General features: G+C 62.5%; 14 protein-coding genes. 7 read left to right on the top strand and 7 right to left on the bottom strand.

From position 1 onward, the window contains the following. Positions 1-13: 13 nt before the first annotated feature. Together mutS and B0B13_RS07995 are read right to left on the bottom strand one after the other, a co-directional pair. Positions 14-2,734 (bottom strand): DNA mismatch repair protein MutS, encoded by a 2,721-nt coding sequence (gene mutS / locus B0B13_RS08000; protein ID WP_076797221.1) that lies wholly within the window; start codon positions 2,732-2,734, stop codon positions 14-16. Between the two features lie 457 nt (positions 2,735-3,191). Further along, the gene (locus tag B0B13_RS07995; RefSeq protein ID WP_139337371.1) at positions 3,192-5,693 is read right to left on the bottom strand and encodes a hypothetical protein; all 2,502 of its coding nucleotides are present in this window, start codon (positions 5,691-5,693) and stop codon (positions 3,192-3,194) included. Between the two features lie 79 nt (positions 5,694-5,772). On the opposite strand from B0B13_RS07995, the gene B0B13_RS17895 reads away from it, so the two are divergent. Continuing rightward, positions 5,773-5,997, top strand: coding sequence for a hypothetical protein (locus B0B13_RS17895; protein WP_139337370.1), 225 nt, complete (start codon positions 5,773-5,775; stop codon positions 5,995-5,997). A gap of 271 nt (positions 5,998-6,268) precedes the next feature. Here B0B13_RS17895 and B0B13_RS07990 read toward each other — a convergent pair whose 3' ends face one another. Next, positions 6,269-7,069 (bottom strand): inositol monophosphatase family protein, encoded by an 801-nt coding sequence (locus B0B13_RS07990; RefSeq protein WP_076786755.1) that lies wholly within the window; start codon positions 7,067-7,069, stop codon positions 6,269-6,271. A 343-nt stretch (positions 7,070-7,412) separates the two neighbouring features. Between B0B13_RS07990 and B0B13_RS07985 the strand changes: the two genes are divergently transcribed. Both B0B13_RS07985 and cysE read left to right on the top strand, forming a co-directional pair. Further along, positions 7,413-8,198, top strand: a complete 786-nt coding sequence (locus B0B13_RS07985; RefSeq protein WP_076795560.1) for an RNA methyltransferase — start codon at positions 7,413-7,415, stop codon at positions 8,196-8,198. 76 nt (positions 8,199-8,274) lie between these two features. Continuing rightward, the gene (gene cysE, locus B0B13_RS07980) at positions 8,275-9,072 is read left to right on the top strand and encodes a serine O-acetyltransferase (protein ID WP_076795557.1); all 798 of its coding nucleotides are present in this window, start codon (positions 8,275-8,277) and stop codon (positions 9,070-9,072) included. Here the strand turns inward: cysE and B0B13_RS07975 are convergent. From B0B13_RS07975 to B0B13_RS07960, 4 genes are all read right to left on the bottom strand, one after another. Beyond that, complete coding sequence (locus B0B13_RS07975) at positions 9,056-9,844, bottom strand: UDP-2,3-diacylglucosamine diphosphatase (RefSeq protein ID WP_076795555.1); 789 nt, start codon at positions 9,842-9,844, stop codon at positions 9,056-9,058. The genes cysE and B0B13_RS07975 overlap by 17 nt on opposite strands. A 16-nt stretch (positions 9,845-9,860) precedes the next feature. After that, complete coding sequence (locus tag B0B13_RS07970; RefSeq protein WP_076786763.1) at positions 9,861-10,352, bottom strand: peptidylprolyl isomerase; 492 nt, start codon at positions 10,350-10,352, stop codon at positions 9,861-9,863. A 62-nt stretch (positions 10,353-10,414) separates the two neighbouring features. Continuing rightward, positions 10,415-11,011, bottom strand: coding sequence for a peptidylprolyl isomerase (locus B0B13_RS07965; RefSeq protein WP_076795552.1), 597 nt, complete (start codon positions 11,009-11,011; stop codon positions 10,415-10,417). Between the two features lie 97 nt (positions 11,012-11,108). After that, positions 11,109-11,876: a tetratricopeptide repeat protein gene (locus B0B13_RS07960; RefSeq protein ID WP_422393160.1), complete on the bottom strand. Its 768-nt coding sequence runs from the start codon at positions 11,874-11,876 to the stop codon at positions 11,109-11,111. A 241-nt stretch (positions 11,877-12,117) separates the two neighbouring features. On the opposite strand from B0B13_RS07960, the gene cysS reads away from it, so the two are divergent. From cysS to tilS, 4 genes are all read left to right on the top strand, one after another. After that, complete coding sequence (cysS, locus tag B0B13_RS07955) at positions 12,118-13,518, top strand: cysteine--tRNA ligase (protein ID WP_076795550.1); 1,401 nt, start codon at positions 12,118-12,120, stop codon at positions 13,516-13,518. Between the two features lie 41 nt (positions 13,519-13,559). Beyond that, positions 13,560-14,498 carry a DNA-3-methyladenine glycosylase family protein gene (locus tag B0B13_RS07950; RefSeq protein ID WP_076797220.1) on the top strand — a complete coding sequence of 313 codons (939 nt, stop codon included), beginning with the start codon at positions 13,560-13,562 and terminating at the stop codon, positions 14,496-14,498. A 160-nt stretch (positions 14,499-14,658) separates the two neighbouring features. Continuing rightward, entirely contained in the window at positions 14,659-15,630 is a 972-nt protein-coding gene (locus B0B13_RS07945; protein WP_076795547.1) for an acetyl-CoA carboxylase carboxyltransferase subunit alpha, read from the top strand. A 46-nt stretch (positions 15,631-15,676) separates the two neighbouring features. Further along, the gene (tilS, locus tag B0B13_RS07940; RefSeq protein ID WP_076795545.1) at positions 15,677-17,113 is read left to right on the top strand and encodes a tRNA lysidine(34) synthetase TilS; all 1,437 of its coding nucleotides are present in this window, start codon (positions 15,677-15,679) and stop codon (positions 17,111-17,113) included. Positions 17,114-17,150: the final 37 nt, after the last annotated feature.

The raw sequence follows: 17,150 nt of genomic DNA, 5'->3' as shown, positions 1-17,150 counted from the left end.
GTGCGGTGACCGCTCAGCGGGACTCACAATCCGCGCGCTCGACAAGCTCGCGCAGTTCATACAGCAATTCGAGTGCATCACGTGGGCGCAGCGCATCTAGGTCAAGGCCGCGTAACCGCTCGACTGCGGCGTGGGGCGCTTCGGGGCGCGCCTGCGGCGTGGCGAGGTCCGAAGCGCCTGTCGGTTGCTCGCAGCGCGGCTCGGTCGCTTCCTCGATCGTAAGCGCTGCTGAAGTAAACAAATCGAGTTGCGGCGCCGGCTGGCCGGCCGTTTGTTGTTCGAGCAACGCCAGGTGACGGCGGGCTGCGCGAATCACCGGTTGCGGGACGCCGGCCAGTTGCGCGACCTGTAATCCGTAACTTTGGTTCGCCGGACCTTCGTTGACCGCGTGCAGGAACACGATCCCATGGTCATGTTCGACCGCGGACAGGTGCACGTTTGCCGCCGTCGGGCATTGCGTCGGCAATTGCGTGAGTTCGAAGTAGTGCGTGGCGAAAAGCGTATAGCTCTGGTTGTGCGAGATTAAGTGGCGCGCGATGGCCCACGCGAGCGCGAGCCCGTCGAAGGTCGATGTGCCTCGACCGATTTCGTCCATCAACACAAGGCTGTGTGGCGTCGCATCGTTCAGAATGGCGGCGGCTTCGGTCATCTCGACCATGAATGTCGAGCGGCCGCCCGCGAGGTCGTCGGCGGCGCCGATCCGCGTGAAGATCCGGTCCACAGGACCGAAGCAGGCCCGCTTTGCCGGCACATAGCTGCCGATATACGCCATCAGCGTGATCAGCGCCGTTTGCCGCATGAACGTCGACTTGCCGCCCATATTCGGTCCGGTGATCAACAGCAGCTTGCGTTCCGCGCCGAGCCGGCAATCGTTTGCGATAAACTGTTCGACCTGGGCTTGGACGACCGGATGCCGTCCTTGCTCGATCTCGAGACCGGCCTGTGCGTCGAACGATGGCGCGACCCACTCCAGCGCACGTGCGCGGTCGGCGAGTGAGGCGAGTACGTCGAGCTCGGCCAGCGCGCACGCCACGCGCTGACAATCGCCGATGTGGGGTAACAACGCCTGCAACAATGCGTCGTACAGCGCACGTTCGCGCGCGAGCGCGCGTTCTTGTGCCGATAGTGCCTTGTCCTCGAACGCCTTGAGCTCCGGCGTGATATAGCGCTCCGCGTTCTTCAATGTCTGGCGCCGTCGGTAGTCGTCCGGCACTTTGTCGGTCTGCCCGCGCGTGACCTCAATATAGAAGCCATGGACCTTGTTGTATTCGACACGTAAATTCGCGATGCCGGTGCGGGTGCGTTCGCGGTTTTCGAGATCGACGAGGAACTGTCCGCAGTTTTCCGAGATGTCACGCAACTCATCCAATTCCGTATCATAGCCGCGGGCAATGACGCCGCCGTCGCGCACCATCGCGGCGGGCTCGGCCGCGATCGCCCGCTGCAGCAGATCGGTGCATTCAGGCGGAGCATGCAGCGATGCATCGAGCTGCTGCAACGAGTTCGAGTGCGCGATGACCGGCGCGATCCGCTCGCGTAACTCAGGCAGCTTGCGGAATGTGTCGCGTAGGCTAGCCAGATCGCGAGGCCGTGCACTGAGCAACGCGAGTCGGCCCGTGATGCGCTCGACGTCGGCGATCTGTCGCAACGCGTGGCGAAGCGCGTCCAGATCGTTGCCTGGTGGGCCGTCGAGCAACGCGCCAATTGCTTGCTGGCGGGCACGTGCGAGAGCCGGATTGCGCGGCGCATGATGCAGCCAGTGGCGCAGCAGGCGGCTACCCATCGACGTGCAGCATGTGTCAAGCAGCGAGAACAGCGTTGGGGAATCCGTGCCGCGCAGCGTTTCGGTCAACTCGAGGTTGCGCCGCGTTGCCGGATCGAGCCCGATGTACTCGGACTCCTGCTCGATCTTCAGCGAGCGGATGTGCCGCAGCTGTTGCCCCTGTGTCTGTGCCGCATACAGCAGCAACGCGCCGGCCGCGCCACATGCGGCGCCCAGCGTTTGCGCGCCGAATCCGTCGAGAGTGGCGACCGCCAACTGTTCACATAGGCGTTGCGCGCCGGAAGCGGGGTCGAAATGCCATTCAGGGACCCGTGTCAGCGTGCCCACGCTTGTGGGCAGTGTGAGCGCTTGCGCGGCGCTGTCGCTCACTAGCGTCTCGGCTGGCCGGATGCGCTCGATCGCGGCCGCCACCTGGTCTGCGCCGACCTCGGTCAGCCGCAGCGCGCCACTTGCCAGATTCAACCACGCGAGCCCGACGCCGGTTAACGTGCCGCGACGGTTGCGCGCGGGCGCGAGTGCGAGCAGGTACGCGTCACTTTTATCGGCGAGCAGCGCCGCGTCGGTCAGCGTGCCGGGTGTGACGATGCGTACGACTTTGCGCTCGACCGGGCCCTTGGAGGCGGCCGGATCGCCGATCTGCTCGCAGATGGCTACGGATTCGCCGAGCTTCACGAGCTTGGCCAGGTACTGCTCGAGCGAGTGGTGTGGCACCCCGGCCATCTTGATCGGGTTGCCTGCCGACGCGCCGCGCTGCGTGAGCGTCAAATCGAGCAATCGTGCCGCTTTTTCCGCGTCCTCATAGAACAACTCGTAGAAGTCGCCCATTCGGTACAGCACGAGCGTGCCGGGGTGCTCGGCCTTGATGCTGAGGTATTGGCGCATCATCGGCGTGTGGTTGCCGATTTCCGCGAGGGCGGCCGGTTTCGGCGCTTGGCCATTACTCAAGTCCATGTTGGCCATGTTGGATTGGCCCCCGGGCGATTCGGGGTGGTTCCGCGTGTGTTCACCAACGGGCACGTTTTCCATCAGTCATGCAAGCAGTCTGTCAAATTTTAGAATATCGACCGTGCGGCGGTTCCCTGCCGTGTCGACGCGACCTTGAAGACGCTAGTTTACGTGTATTCCACCAGTGACGGACGGCGAAGTCCTAATCTGTTTGGGCAATGTGCGTGTGTCAGTGCGATGGCCGCCGGGCGGTACCGCCCAAAATCCTTGGGATCGACACATTCTTAATCGTAATACCGACGATAGCCGTGAACGAGGCGAGCCTGGATAGGCGGCATACGCGTGGCCACGCATATTGTGCCTCGCGCCGCTCCCGCGGATAGGGCGGATAGATTCCGTTGGAAACATCGGTCCGCCATCTCGCGTCCACCGCCGGCGACGCAACGCACATCGTGGTGATTTTCTAGCCGCGCCGGCTCACCGCTGCACGATGATGCCGCCGGCGTGCACGATCGGAGGACGGCTGCGCAGCGGCATGGCGTTGAGCGGCCCGTTCGGGTTCGTTCCGGCCCGCTCTATCGACTATTGTGTCCAATTGGGCCATGAGCGCGTGCAGCATGTCGGGCGGGACAATGCCGCGGTGTTCGGGATTGCCGTCAGTGCGTTCTTGCCAGGTCTTAAAATGACCGACGCGCACTGCAGCTTTGTTTGGCGTCGGTGAGTGCAGATGAAGCACCCATTTCGGCGTCTTTGTGAGTGAGCCAAGCCGTTGATCCAACTCGCTGACCCATTCCGGCGACAGGCTGAGCTCATATTCCAACATATAGTTTTCGTGCACGGTGTTCTTCGCGACTTTTGTCCAATTGTGCCCGCCCGCCACCGTTATCCCGCCTGTGTCCCAAAGACCCTTGAATGCACTGAACGAAGGTGCGAGTAGGCATTCGATAGCGTGCGCTTGCTTGAACAGTGAGTCGATCTCGTTGCTGATGCGCTCCAGATGCCGAATATCGGTATCCGTGACCGTGAGCAGATGACTGAGCCGGTGACGCAACATTTGCTTGGACTTGTCGTCCAGGTCCAGCGATTCGAGTTCGGCTTCTTTCTGCTCGAAGTCCTGCCGGCGTGCGCGAGCCACTGTGACCATGCCAGTGCATTGCTGTTGGGCCAGGCGAAGCTGTGCAATGTACTTGGCAGGCGTATCGCGTGAGTCAAGGGCCGTATCAGCAGCCGTTATTGTCGCAAAGGCGTGACCCATTTCATCTATCAAGCCCTTCATTCCTTCGCGATGTTGGTCAATTTGTTTCCGCGCGTCGGCCGGAATGTCATCGGGAAGCTGTTTTTTGAATGCGTCGAATTCGGCGCGTTGCCGCTCAGCCGGGGTGGGCGTCGTAGCGGCATTGTCCATGCGCGTGGGCTTGGCTTTACGTGCTTTTTTCTTCTTGCCTTTGGATCTGGACGGTTGCACGGACTGCTTGCTTTGCTCCAGTTGGCTATGCTCCAGCCAGTCGTGATCGGCCGATCCGACATCGTGCGCGTACACGATGGTTTTCAGTATCGTCTGGATCCCGGCCTCGATAGCCTGTACGGAGCGATCAGCAAAGTACGCATTCTTGAAAGGCTGCAGCCATTGCCTGAGCAATGCGGTTTCGGCTTCCTCGTCGCGTTTGCCGACGCTGTTCCGGGCTGTGCTGACACGGCGCGCCGACTGGCCGGGCCGCGAGAATACTGGTTGTTCTTCAATCCATGCTTGCAACTTTTGGCTGACGGCATGCGTGTGGCTGGTGATGCCGTCGAGTATTGCCGTGCAAAATTCGGTATCCTGGTTCGGCTTGTCGTTCTTTTTATCCCGGTTGGCAGCGACGTGCTCCAATAGCGCCGACGCCACCTTGGTTTCCTCGATCAGTCGCAGGGCGAACTGCTGTTCGGCTGCAGGATCCGACAGGGACGGGCGCAGCGGGTTTTCCCATAACGAGTTCATGATCGAACAGAGTAGCGCCGCGTAGCCGGCGCTCCATGTCTCGAGCGAAAGTCCGTCATATCCGTTTGATGCCCTATGTGCGTCATCTCGCGCGCCGAGATGATAGGCGTGCCAGTACTGGGTCACCATCAGCGCGTTGTGCCGTATCGTGCCAAGGCGAGCATTGCGATAGCGTCCCATTAATGGTTCACGATTGGCTTGCCCGCGCTGCATCCTTAACGGGGAGCGTTGGCTCGTGCGCTGAGGCAGTGCAGATTGAGCTATTTCGTCCATTGCAAGTGTCAGCTCCTTCACGCACGCTGAGTTGTCGGCGAGCCATATTTGTAGCTTAGACCGTAAGGGCATTGGCAACCGGATGTTGCTGTAGGGCGGTTGTCCTTCTGCAGAGGCGGCGGGTTTGGGTTCGGTATGCGACGTTTCGGAAAGCGAAAAACTGGGCAGTTGCCAATGACCATCGAGCGCCCGAGGTGGTGTGGACGAACTAAGGGAAAACGATTTTGTCCAAATTTGAATTGATGTCTGGTCGATTTCCTCCGCTGCGCGGCGGATCATCTCGTCTTTGCCCATGTACAACGATGTTGCCGCGAAGGGAGGGCGAAACGGGTCGGCGCTTGCCATGGCTTGACCAACCATTGTTTTCCAAAATGTTGGCGGCAGTTCGCCCAGTAGACGTTGCGCTTCAATCAGGTTTTGTCTTCGTGCCCGCAGCGCGCTGATCTGCGCCTTTAGGTTTTCGCCTGCGGCCGGGATTTCCCGAGCGGGAAATAGACCGCTCATGGGCAAATGCTTTTCCAAACTTGGGCGCGAGATCCCGACTTCGTCCTGAAGCGATGCTATCGCGGCCTGGGTCAGCGTCAGGTAGGCATGCGCGGCGTTGGTAATATCCTTCAGCTGCAGCGCTTTTAGCGCTTTCGCGGTAGACGGGTCGGCGCAAAGCTTGGTGAACGTGTGTATCGACTCTTCAACGCGGCTGATCTCTGCCTTCATGGCAAAAAGATCGTTTGTCGGCGAGTGGGCGCTCAGGAACACGCGTGCGGCATCTCGCTGTTTTTTGCGTAACAGTTCTATGTCTCGCAGCACAGTTAAGCATGGCAACAGCTCGCTCGCCAGTTTTTTTGCTGCATCATCCAGCATGTTTGGCTTAGGGCAGCCGGCGGTGTTCGCCACGCGGGACGAAGCGGGCGGTATCGAGCCGATATCGCGAAGCGCCGGATTGGGCATGGGCGCGCGATTAGCCGTGATGCGGCCCGGCGTCTGGGTTGAGGAACCCGGTGTCTGGTTTGAGGATTGAGCGACGCAGGGTGGAGGACTAGTGGACTGCGTTGCGTCGGCAAGTGAGTGTCGGCGAATCGTCATGGTTTAGGGGCTGCGGCGCGTGCGGCACGACGTCGAGATACGGAAGCATTAAAGGATGTAGCATAGATGCTCTTCGCGCAGTCGATATCCGAAGTGGTTGGCCGGGTCGCGAACGGGGACTTTTTCGATCCAGCGCAACGCGCCGAGGGCAGAATGCCGGAAGTCGCGGCGTGTACGCGCACCCGCGACTGTTCCCTTGATACGGTTCAGGCCGCCGTTCCCACCCGGCTGTACGGCTTCAAGATCTGCACCATCTGCGCATACTGCTTCGGATTGCCGGCGACGATCTCATGCTGGTACAGGAAGTTCGAATCCCCTGTGTAGTTGCCGATCAAGCCCCCCGCTTCGGTGACGAGCAGGCTGCCGGCCGCGACGTCCCACGGTTGAATGCCTTGCTCGAAGAAGCCGTCATAGCGGCCGGCGGCCACATATGCGAGATCTAGCGCGGCTGCGCCTGGTCGGCGCAGGCCGGCGCACGCACGCGTCATTTCGCTGAACAGCTTCAGGTACTCGTCCAGGCCGCTCTGATCGCGAAACGGAAAACCGGTGCCGATCAGCCCGTCGGCCAGGCGGTCGCGCCGTGACACGCGGATGCGCCGGTCGTTGAGGAACGCACCACGGCCACGTGATGCGGTGAACAAGTCATTGCGTGTCGGGTCGTAGACCACTGCCTGCGTGACGACGCCGCGATGGGCAAGCGCGATCGACACGCAGTATTGCGGGAAGCCGTGGATGAAGTTCGTCGTGCCGTCCAGCGGATCGATGATCCACAGATACTCGGACTCGCTGGCGCTGGCCCCAGACTCCTCCGCGAGGAGCCCATGGTCGGGATACGCAGTGTGCAATATCTCAATGATTGCCGCCTCGGCTGCCTTATCGACCTCGGTGACGAAATCGTTGTGCTGCTTCTGGGTCACTTGTAGCAGGTCGACGTCCAGCGACGCGCGGTTGATGATTTGTCCGGCACGGCGTGCGGCCTTGACAGCGGTGTTGAGCATCGGATGCATGAGCTTTTTCCTTGGGCACGAGGCAACTGCCGCGGCGCGATACCGTGCGGCCAGAGCTAACGAATTGATTAAGAACGATGCGCACCAGCACGTCGGTCGTGCGGCGGCATAATGAATGAATAATTTTATCAGTAAGCGCCACTGCGCGTTGGCGCATGTTCCGCGCCGCTGCACTCGCGATACCATTGCAGTCCTTGGTTATCGAATCTGAACCGTGAATCACAGTGTCACTCCACTCGGCTCGTTCCCGGCAGGCCCGTCTTCGATAGGCCCGTCCTCGGCAGGCTCATCCCCAGCAGGCTCGTCTCCAGCAGGCTCGCGCTCGGCCGGCACGCCTTCGCGCATGCGCGGCGACTCGACGTCTTTGGCGGGCGGCTTTACGTCGGTGCGCTTCGTGCTCGTCGAGCCAAGCCATCCCGGCAATGTCGGCGCAGCGGCCCGCGCGTTGAAGACGATGGGTTTCTCCCGGCTTGTGCTGGTCGCCCCGCGGCTCGAGGCGGTACGCACCGATCCCGACGCGCAAGCAATGGCTAGCGGCGCAGGCGACGTGTTGGCGGCCGCGCATATCGTGCCTACGCTGGCCGATGCGTTGGCTGGTGTTCACTGGTCCGTGGCGCTGACTGCTCGCGAGCGCGAGTGGGGGCCGCCAACGCTGGCGCCCCGTGCGCTCGCGTTGCGTGCCGGCGGCTTGGCGGCGGCCGGCGATGATATCGCATTGGTGTTTGGCAACGAGCGCACGGGGCTGTCCAATGCCGATGTCGAGCGCTGCAACGCGCTGGCGCATATCCCAGCCAATCCCGCTTACAGCTCGCTGAACCTCGCACAGGCGGTCCAAGTGCTCGCTTACGAGTTGCGGCTGGCGCTATTGGACACCGCACAGCGGACGCCGCCCGCCGGCGTGGCCTCGTCGCTGGCGTCCCACGACGAAATCGAACGCATGTTCGTGCATCTGGAGAATGCGCTGATCGCGCTGGATTTCCTCGATCCCGCCAGTCCGAAGAAGCTGATGCCGCGGCTGCGCCGGTTGTTTGCGCGGGCCGGCCTGGAGCGCGAGGAAGTCAATATCGTGCGGGGTATCGCCAAGCATATCCTGCTGAAATCGCAGGGCTTGCGTAGCGGCGATCGGTAGTTGCCGCGTGTCGAATCGGGCGCGCTGCCGGTGCGCGATCTCAATACAATGACCCGCCTATGTGCTGTGAGTCGCCATGTTTGACAGACTTTGCGAAGACATTGTTGCCATCCGCCAGAAGGACCCAGCTGCACGCGGCACGTGGGAGGTCCTGACCTGTTACCCTGGGTTGCACGCGCTGATGTTCCACCGGCTCGCGCACCGTTGCTGGCGGGCGGGGTGGCGCTGGCTCGGGCGCTTCGTGTCGCACCTGGGGCGGTTTTTTACCGGGATCGAGATTCATCCGGGCGCGACCATCGGCCGTCGGGTCTTTATCGATCATGGGATGGGCGTGGTGATTGGCGAAACGGCCGAAGTGGGGGACGATTGCACGATTTATCAAGGCGTCACGCTGGGGGGCACGTCGTTGTCGCGCGGCGCCAAGCGGCATCCGACGCTGCAAGCCGGCGTGATCGTCGGTGCGAACGCGCAAGTGCTCGGTGGTTTCACGGTCGGCGAGGGCGCGAAGATCGGCTCCAATGCCGTGGTGGTGAAGCCGGTGCCCGCTGGGGCGACCGTCGTCGGCAATCCGGCGCGCGTGATTGTGCCCAACGTGCCATCGCCCGGCGCCACGCCAATCAACGGGGTGAGCGGCAAGCATGAAGGCATGCCGCTGAAACAGCCTTTTGCTGCGTATGGCCTGACGCCGAACGCCCATGATCCGATGTCGCTAGTCATTCACGGACTGATCGATCATGCCGCGCAGCAGTCGGGTCGGATTGACGAGTTGGTGGCAGCGCTCGAGCGCCTGGGCGCGCGTCTGGAACAACTCGACGGCTGCCAGTCTAGCATCGCAGACCTACGTAAGCTCGGCGAGGTTATTCAGAACAAGTAGCCCGCGTTGGGCCGCCGCAGACATCGAGCGGTAGTGCGTGGATGCCGTCTGCGTCGATTTTCAGGTAGCCGCCGCGCGGTGCACCGTGGTCCAGCTCCCAGTCTGGCAGCACCCAGCGTGTGGTGCCATGTTGGTGATGGCAAGCGGGTAAATGCGTGTGGCCATGGATCATCGTGCGGGTATGGGTCGCGGCGAACAGACGCGCGAGCGCGTCGGGTGTCGCGTCATATCGCGGCGACGGTTGTGCCGGTCGGGCGAGGCTCTTGCGTCGCATGCTCTCGCCGACCCTTTCACGCCAGCGCAACGGCAGCGCAAGAAATAGGCTTTGCGCGAGTGCAGTGCGCGCGACGCGGCGAAATCGTTGGTAGCCGACATCGGCCGTGCACAGCGCGTCGCCATGCGTGAGTACGATGCGCTCGCCAAAGGCAGTGATGACGAATGGATCGGGCAGCGGCATGGCGCCCGCAGCCGCCATGAAGCGGCGGCCGAGCAAGAAATCGCGGTTGCCAGGCATCACGTACAACGCGATGCCGTGTTCGGACAGCGTATGCATCAGCTCGGCAATATGTCGTGAAAACGGCGACGCGAGCATCTCGTCGCCGATCCAATACTCGAACAGGTCGCCGAGAATGAATACCGAATCGGCGTCGCGCGCGGTGACGCGGATGAAATGCGCGAACGCATCGACGGTGCGCGGCAGCGCCTCGCTCAGATGCAGGTCGGAGATCAGCAGCAGCGCGCGCGACGCGGCGCCGTTATCAGCGGGGCTCAACGCGCGCGTTCCGGTCTCAGACGACGACGGCCTTCTCGATCACGACGTCTTCCAGCGGCACGTCCTGGTGAAAGCCGCTACTGCCGGTGCGCACCGCCTTGATTTTGTTGACCACGTCCATGCCTTCGACCACCTTGCCGAACACGGTGTAGCCCCAGCCTTGCGGCGTCGGCGCGCTGTGATTTAAGAAGTCGTTGTCGTTGACGTTGATGAAGAACTGGGCGCTCGCCGAATGCGGATCGTTGGTGCGGGCCATCGCAATCGTGCCGACCTCGTTCTTCAGTCCGTTGTTCGCCTCGTTGTCGATCGGCGCATCGGTTGGCTTTTGCTTCATGCCGGGTTCGAACCCGCCCCCCTGGATCATGAAGCCGTTGATCACGCGGTGAAACACCGTGTTGTCATAGTGGCCCTTCTTCACATAGTTCAAGAAGTTATCGACCGTCTTGGGCGCCTTTTCGGCGTTCAATTCCAGCTTGATGACGCCGTAATTCGTGTGTAGTTCGACCATGTTCGTTCCTTGTCCGTGTCGGTTGAATGAGGGTTACGCTCGGTTGCGCTGCAACGGCGTTCTTACTTGGACACCACCGTGGCCGATTGGATCACGATGGGCTTTTGCGGCACGTCTGAAAAGCTGCCGCGCAGGGTGGTGGGCGTCGCCTCAATCTTCTTGACGACGTCCAAGCCAGCGATGACTTTGCCGAATACTGCATAGCCGTGGCCGTCAGGATTCGGGTAATCGAGATTCGGATTGTCCACCGTATTGATGAAGAATTGAGCGCTTGCCGAGTTCGGATCACTGGTGCGTGCCATCGCGATCGAACCGGCCGTATTCTTCAGCCCGTTGCGGCTTTCCAGTGGGATCGGCGCCCGTGTGGGCTTTTGCTTCATCTCCGGTGTGAAACCGCCGCCTTGAATCATGAAGCCGCGAATGACGCGATGAAAGATCGTGTTGTTGTATTGGCCTGATGCCACATACTGGATGAAATTATCGACTGTGCGTGGCGCTTTCTCCGGATACAGTTCGACGCGAACCTCGCCCATCGACGTGTTGAACAGCACATTCGGATGGCTTGCGCCCGCCTGGCGAGTTCCGGCATTGGATTGGGCATGCACCGGCGCTGACGCGATGAACGCCGTGCCAAGCAGGGTGGACAGCAGCAGTTTCATGTTTCGGCTCCTGTGTTAAGGGCATCGGTTGAAAAAATACCTCGTGCGCCGCGTGCAGCGCAACACGCCCGCGACGGCGCGGGCCGGGGCGGACGGATCAAGGTTGTGTCGTCTGCGGCGCCATATAGGGGGCGAGCGCAGGCGCCGCGCTGGTGCCCGGGACGATTGTCGGGAAGTTCGGCGTCGCGTTCTGCGGTGGCGGTGTGGTCGGCACCGCCACCGCGCGGCCGGCCGGTGCCTCGCCGTCGCCCTGCGGTGCGCCGGCGCCGCCGGGTTGTGCGTCGGTGGCGCCATGCGGTGCATCGGTGGCGCTAGGCCGTGCATCGGCGCGCGCCAGCGGGCTCATCAGTTGCGTGAGCTGCCGGCTGCGCCGCGCCGAATACGCGTCACGTGAATCGAGCGCGCTGGCGCGCTTGAACGACTCCGCCGCCAGCCGCAGGTAGAGGTCGCCCAAGTTGGCTTGCGCGAGCGCATAGCCTGGACTGGCGCGCAGCGCCGTCTCGAGCGCCACGCGGGCTTCATCCAACTTGCCGCGCTTCGCATACAGCGCGGCCAAGTTATTGTACGGCTCGGGCAGTTCTGGATAGGTTTGCGTGAGCGCCGTGTACGCGGTTATCGCGTCGTCGTCGCGGCCCAATTGCGCGAGCACATTAGCGCGCTTGAAGCGCGCCTGCGCATCGCGCGGGTGCGAGCGCACGCGCGCGTCGAGCCGCGTGAGCGCGCCGGCCCAGTCGTGCTGCGCGATCGCGGCGTCGATTTCGGGCGTGCCGTCGGCGACGGCGGGCGAAACCTGCGCTTGCGCTGTGCCGGCGGCGACCAAGAAGCTCATTGCCGCAAGCGCGATGCGACCGCGGGTCATGTTCATAGGCTCTTTTCACGGTGTTATACTTCAGCCCATTCTAACAAACGTCCGGCTGTTCCCGAAAAGAAGAACAGTCAACGGTCTTCGCGCCACTCGTGGCCGCATCCGACCCAGTCGTCTCCCCGAACGGATCACGTCGGCGGCCGTGTGGCCGTGCGACACCCTCGCGCGAAGCGGGTGGCGTATCGCGTGAGTGTCGCGGCCGGCTGCGTTTGACAGCGCTCGGCGCACGCAACGTTTTTCTATGGATCAGCTCCGTCTATATAACACGCTCAGTCGCAACAAAGAGACCTTCGTTCCCTTGCACGATGGCGAAGTACGCATGTACGTATGCGGTATGACCGTCTATGACTATTGCCACGTCGGTCATGGTCGGCTGATGGTCGTGTTCGACATGATCCAGCGCTGGCTGCGCACGCTTGGCTATCGTGTCACGTATGTGCGCAATATCACCGACATCGACGACAAAATCATTCGTCGCGCGGTGGACAACGGCGAGCCGATTCGCGCGCTGACCGAGCGCTTCATTGAGGCAATGCACGAGGACGAGGCGGCGTTGAACATCCAACGCCCGGACCATGAGCCGCGCGCCACGCAATTCATTGCGCAGATGCTGGGCATGATCGACGCGCTTGAGCGCAACGGCTATGCGTACCAGGGCCGTGATGGCGACGTCAATTATGCGGTGCGCAAGTTTGCCGCATACGGCCAGTTGTCCGGCAAGTCGCTCGAGGATCTGCGCGCGGGTGAGCGCGTGGCGCAGAACGACGCCAAGGAGGATCCGCTCGATTTTGTGCTGTGGAAGCGCTCAAAGGACGGCGAGCCGCCCGACACCGGCTGGGATTCGAAATGGGGGCGCGGGCGACCGGGCTGGCACATTGAGTGCTCGGCCATGAGTTGCGCGTTGCTCGGCGAGCGGTTCGACATCCACGGCGGCGGCCAGGACCTGCAATTTCCTCACCATGAGAATGAGATCGCGCAGAGCGAGGGCGCGACTGGCCAGCCTTTCGTCAACTACTGGTTGCACAACGGGTTCGTCAACGTTGACAATGAGAAGATGTCCAAATCACTTGGCAACTTCTTCACGCTGCGTGACGTGTTGCAGCGCTATGACGGCGAAGTGATCCGAATGCTGATTCTGCGCGCGCATTATCGCTCGCCGCTGAATTATAGTGATCCGCACCTGGATGACGCGCGCGCGGCGCTCACGCGGCTTTATACTGCGCTCAAGGATGTCACGCCGGACGGTCATGCGCTGGACTGGAGCGAGCGTCATGCGGCGGCATTCCGCGCCGCGATGAACGACGATTTCAACACACCGGTTGCGTTCGCAACGTTGTTCGACCTGGTCACGGACTTGAACCGTACTGGCGATCCCGCGTTGGCGCGCCAGCTCAAGGGATTGGCCGGCGTACTGGGCATGCTCGGGCGCGATCCGCGCGAATATCTACAGGCAAGCGCGCCCGCTGCGCAGGGGCTTGCGCTGCTCGATGCTGCGCAGATCGACGAACAAATCGAAGCCCGCGCGCAGGCCAAGCGCGCGAAGAACTATGCCGAAGCAGACCGGATCCGAGCGGCATTGCTCGATGCCGGTGTCGTGCTCGAAGACAAACCGGGTGGAAAGACCGAATGGCGACGCGTGTGAAGCGCGGCGGCGTTGGCATGAGTCCGCAGTCAGGAGGCGAGATGGCAACGGCCAAGAAGGCGGCGCGCAGCACTGAGGCGAAGGCGCCGCCGGAGGCGACGACAGCGGCGGCAAAGCGCGGCACGGCCCGTACGCGTGTGACGCACACCAATGGGCTTGACGAAGACGCCGCGCCACGACGCGCGCCTCGTGCAGCCTCGAACGTGGAGCCGGCACGCAGCGCGCGCGCGTCGGTGTCGGGGGCTGAGCCAGTGCGCCAGGCGCGTTCGCCGGAGTCAGACGTTGGGCTGGCGCGCAAAGCTGCCGCACCGGCGTCCGAGGCATCGGTGCCGGCCGCATTGCAGGAGCGGATGTCCGCCGCGTCTCGACCCGAATATTGGGACCGTGCGTGCGCAGACCTGGTTCGTCGCGATCGTATCCTGAAAAAGTTGATTCCGCAGTTCGGGCCCGTTCACTTGATGGTGCGCGGCGATCCGTTTATGACGCTTGCCCGTTCCATCGTGGGGCAGCAGATCTCGGTCAGCGCTGCGCAGGCGATATGGGCGCGGCTCGCGGCCGCATGCCCGTCGATTGCGCCGGCGCGCATCGTGAAGCTTGGGCAGCCGCGATTGCTCGAGTGCGGATTGTCCAAGCGCAAGTCGGAGTACATCCTGGACCTTGCGCAGCATTTTACGTCCGGTGCGCTGCATATCGCATCATGGGCGTCGATGGATGACGAGGCGGTCATTGGCGAGCTTACGCAGATACGCGGAATTGGTCGCTGGACCGCCGAAATGTTTCTAATTTTCAACCTGATGCGCCCGAACGTGCTGCCGCTGGATGACCTCGGGCTGATCCGTGCGATCAGTGTCAATTATTTCAGCGGCGAGCCGGTCACGCGCAGTGAAGCCAGGGAGGTCGCGGCGAATTGGGAGCCGTGGCGTACTGTCGCGACGTGGTACATGTGGCGCAGTCTGGAACCGCTGAGCGCGCAGGCTTAGCCCGCGCCATCGGGTGCAGGTTGGACATGGTGACGCAATGTCCGCTGCCAGCATCGCATCGGTAACTATCAGAACGCCGATGCGATAGTTCAGAGCCGGTTCCGGTAAGGCGACACGCGGTTAGAATACGCGCTGCCGGATAGTTCAAGGATTCGAACAAATGAAGACCACCTTTCTGGATTTCGAGCAGCCGATCGCGGAGCTCGAAGTAAAGATCGAAGAATTGCGCTTCGTGCAGGATGATTCGGCCGTCGATATTTCGGAAGAGATCGAGCGGCTGTCCAAGAAAAGTCAGCAACTGACGAAGGACCTGTATGCGCACCTGTCGCCTTGGCAGGTGTCACAGATCGCGCGGCATCCGCAGCGCCCCTATACACTCGACTATGTGAACGAGTTGTTCACGGATTTCCACGAATTGCACGGTGACCGGTCATTTGCCGATGATCTGTCGATCATCGGTGGCCTGGCGCGCTTCAATGGTCATCCGTGCATGGTGATTGGTCAGCAGAAGGGACGCGACACGAAGGAGCGCGCGTTGCGCAACTTCGGTATGTCGCGTCCGGAAGGCTATCGCAAGGCTGAGCGGCTGATGCGGGTGGCTGAGAAATTTAACTTGCCGATTTTCACGTTCATCGACACGCCGGGTGCGTATCCGGGCGTGGGCGCCGAGGAACGAGGTCAGTCCGAGGCCATCGGTCGCAATCTCTATGTGATGGCCGAGTTGAAAGTGCCGACGATCGCGACGATCATTGGCGAGGGCGGCTCCGGCGGCGCATTGGCCATTGCCGTCGCCGACAGCGTGTTGATGTTGCAGTTCTCGACCTATTCGGTGATTTCGCCGGAAGGGTGTGCGTCGATCCTATGGAAGAGTGCGGCGAAGGCACCCGAGGCAGCGGAGGCGCTGGGCTTGACCGCGCACCGGCTCAAGGCGCTCGGCCTGATCGACAAGATCGTCAACGAGCCGCTGGGCGGTGCACATCGGGATCCAAAAGGCATGGCCGCGATGCTGCGTCGCGCGCTGGCTGACTCGCTGCGACAATTCCAGGGCATGAGTTCAAATGATCTGTGTGCCCGCCGCTTCGAACGGCTGATGAACTACGGTAAATACAAGGTCGGCCCGTTCGGCAACTAACAGCGTAACGCGGCACGCGCCGGGTGACATCCATACGGGTAAGCGGATGACGACTGCGGACGAATCATCGGTCGAGCGTCTGGTTCTCGGTGCGGTGGCAGCACAGGTCGCCGCGCTGCATGGCGATGAGTCCGTTGCGATCGCTTTCAGTGGGGGCCTCGACTCCACGGTGCTCCTGCATGCGGCGACTCGCGTGCTCGGCGCGTGCCGGTGTGTCGCGTTGCACGTTCATCACGGGCTCAGTCCTCATGCCGATGCCTGGCGCAGCCATTGCGCCGACGTGGCGTGCCGGCTCGGCGTCGTTTTCGATTGCCGCGCTGTTGCGATCGCGCGCACGCCACAGCACAGCGTCGAAGCGCTGGCGCGTGACGCCCGCTATGCAGCGCTCGAACAGATGTGCGCGGCCCATCGCGTGCGCATGCTGTGGCTCGGCCATCACGCGGACGACCAAGCCGAGACCGTGCTGCTGCAATTACTGCGTGGTGCGGGGCTGCCCGGACTCGCCGCGATGCCGTTGCATCGCGTGCTGCCGAACGGGCTCGTCCACGTGCGGCCTTTATTGTCGGTACTGCGGGCTTCTCTCGACGCGTATGCGCGTCAGCATGCACTGCGCTGGATCGAGGATGAATCCAATGCAGACCCTCGGTATGCGCGCAATGCGGTGCGGCGACATGTGACGCCGACGCTGGCCGTCCATTTTCCCGGGTATCGCGACGCGCTAGCGCGAACGGCCCGGCATGCCGCCGCCGCGCAGCGTCTGCTCGAAGATTTGGCCATGATCGATCTGCGTGCATGCACGTTTGCCAGCCGGCGTGCTGCCGTCGTGACCTTGAAGCGATCCGATGCATCGGTGCCCGTGGGTCCAACGTTATCGCGGCGTGCGCTGGTTGAACTCAGTGACGAGCGCGCGGTCAATCTGTTGCGCTTCTGGATGCGCAAGGCGGGGCTGGCGACGGCATCCGCAGCGCGCGTCGATGAAATACTGCGCCAATTGCGTGAGGCTGGTGACGACGCAGCGCTGCGGATCGAGCACAACGAACATTGCTTGCGCTTGTATCGCAACCGAGTCTGGTGGGAACGCCAGGATGACGGGGCGGCCAGCCATGACGCGATGCCGCCGAGCGCCGAGTTGCGATGGTCGGGCCAGGCGGTCTGGCGGCTGCCGGCGTGGCGAGGGGCGATTGTTTTCGTGCTGTGTGATGCCGATGATGAGCAGGGGGTGCAGCGCAGCGTCCTCGAATGCGCGCCGCTCACGGTGCGCGGCCGGCGCGGCGGCGAGCGCATGCGCTTGCGCGCCGGTGGCCCGCTTCGCACGTTGAAGAACCTTTTCCAAGAGGCGGCGGTGCCGGCCTGGCGACGCGATGTCCCGTTGTTGTTCGTCGGCGACATGTTGCTATGGGTGCCTGGGCTGGGCGTCGATCCCAACGTCGCGGGCAGAGGTCGGGTGCGGATCGAATGGCGCCCGGACATATTGCTTGCATGATCCCCGGCCGCGGGCGCGCGGCGGCGTGGCACGCATT

Origin of the sequence: Burkholderia sp. b14, assembly GCF_900156195.1 — a bacterium.
GTDB lineage: Bacteria > Pseudomonadota > Gammaproteobacteria > Burkholderiales > Burkholderiaceae > Mycetohabitans.
The sequence above is the reverse complement of the archived record's forward strand: the minus strand, read 5'-3'. Positions and strand labels throughout refer to the sequence as shown.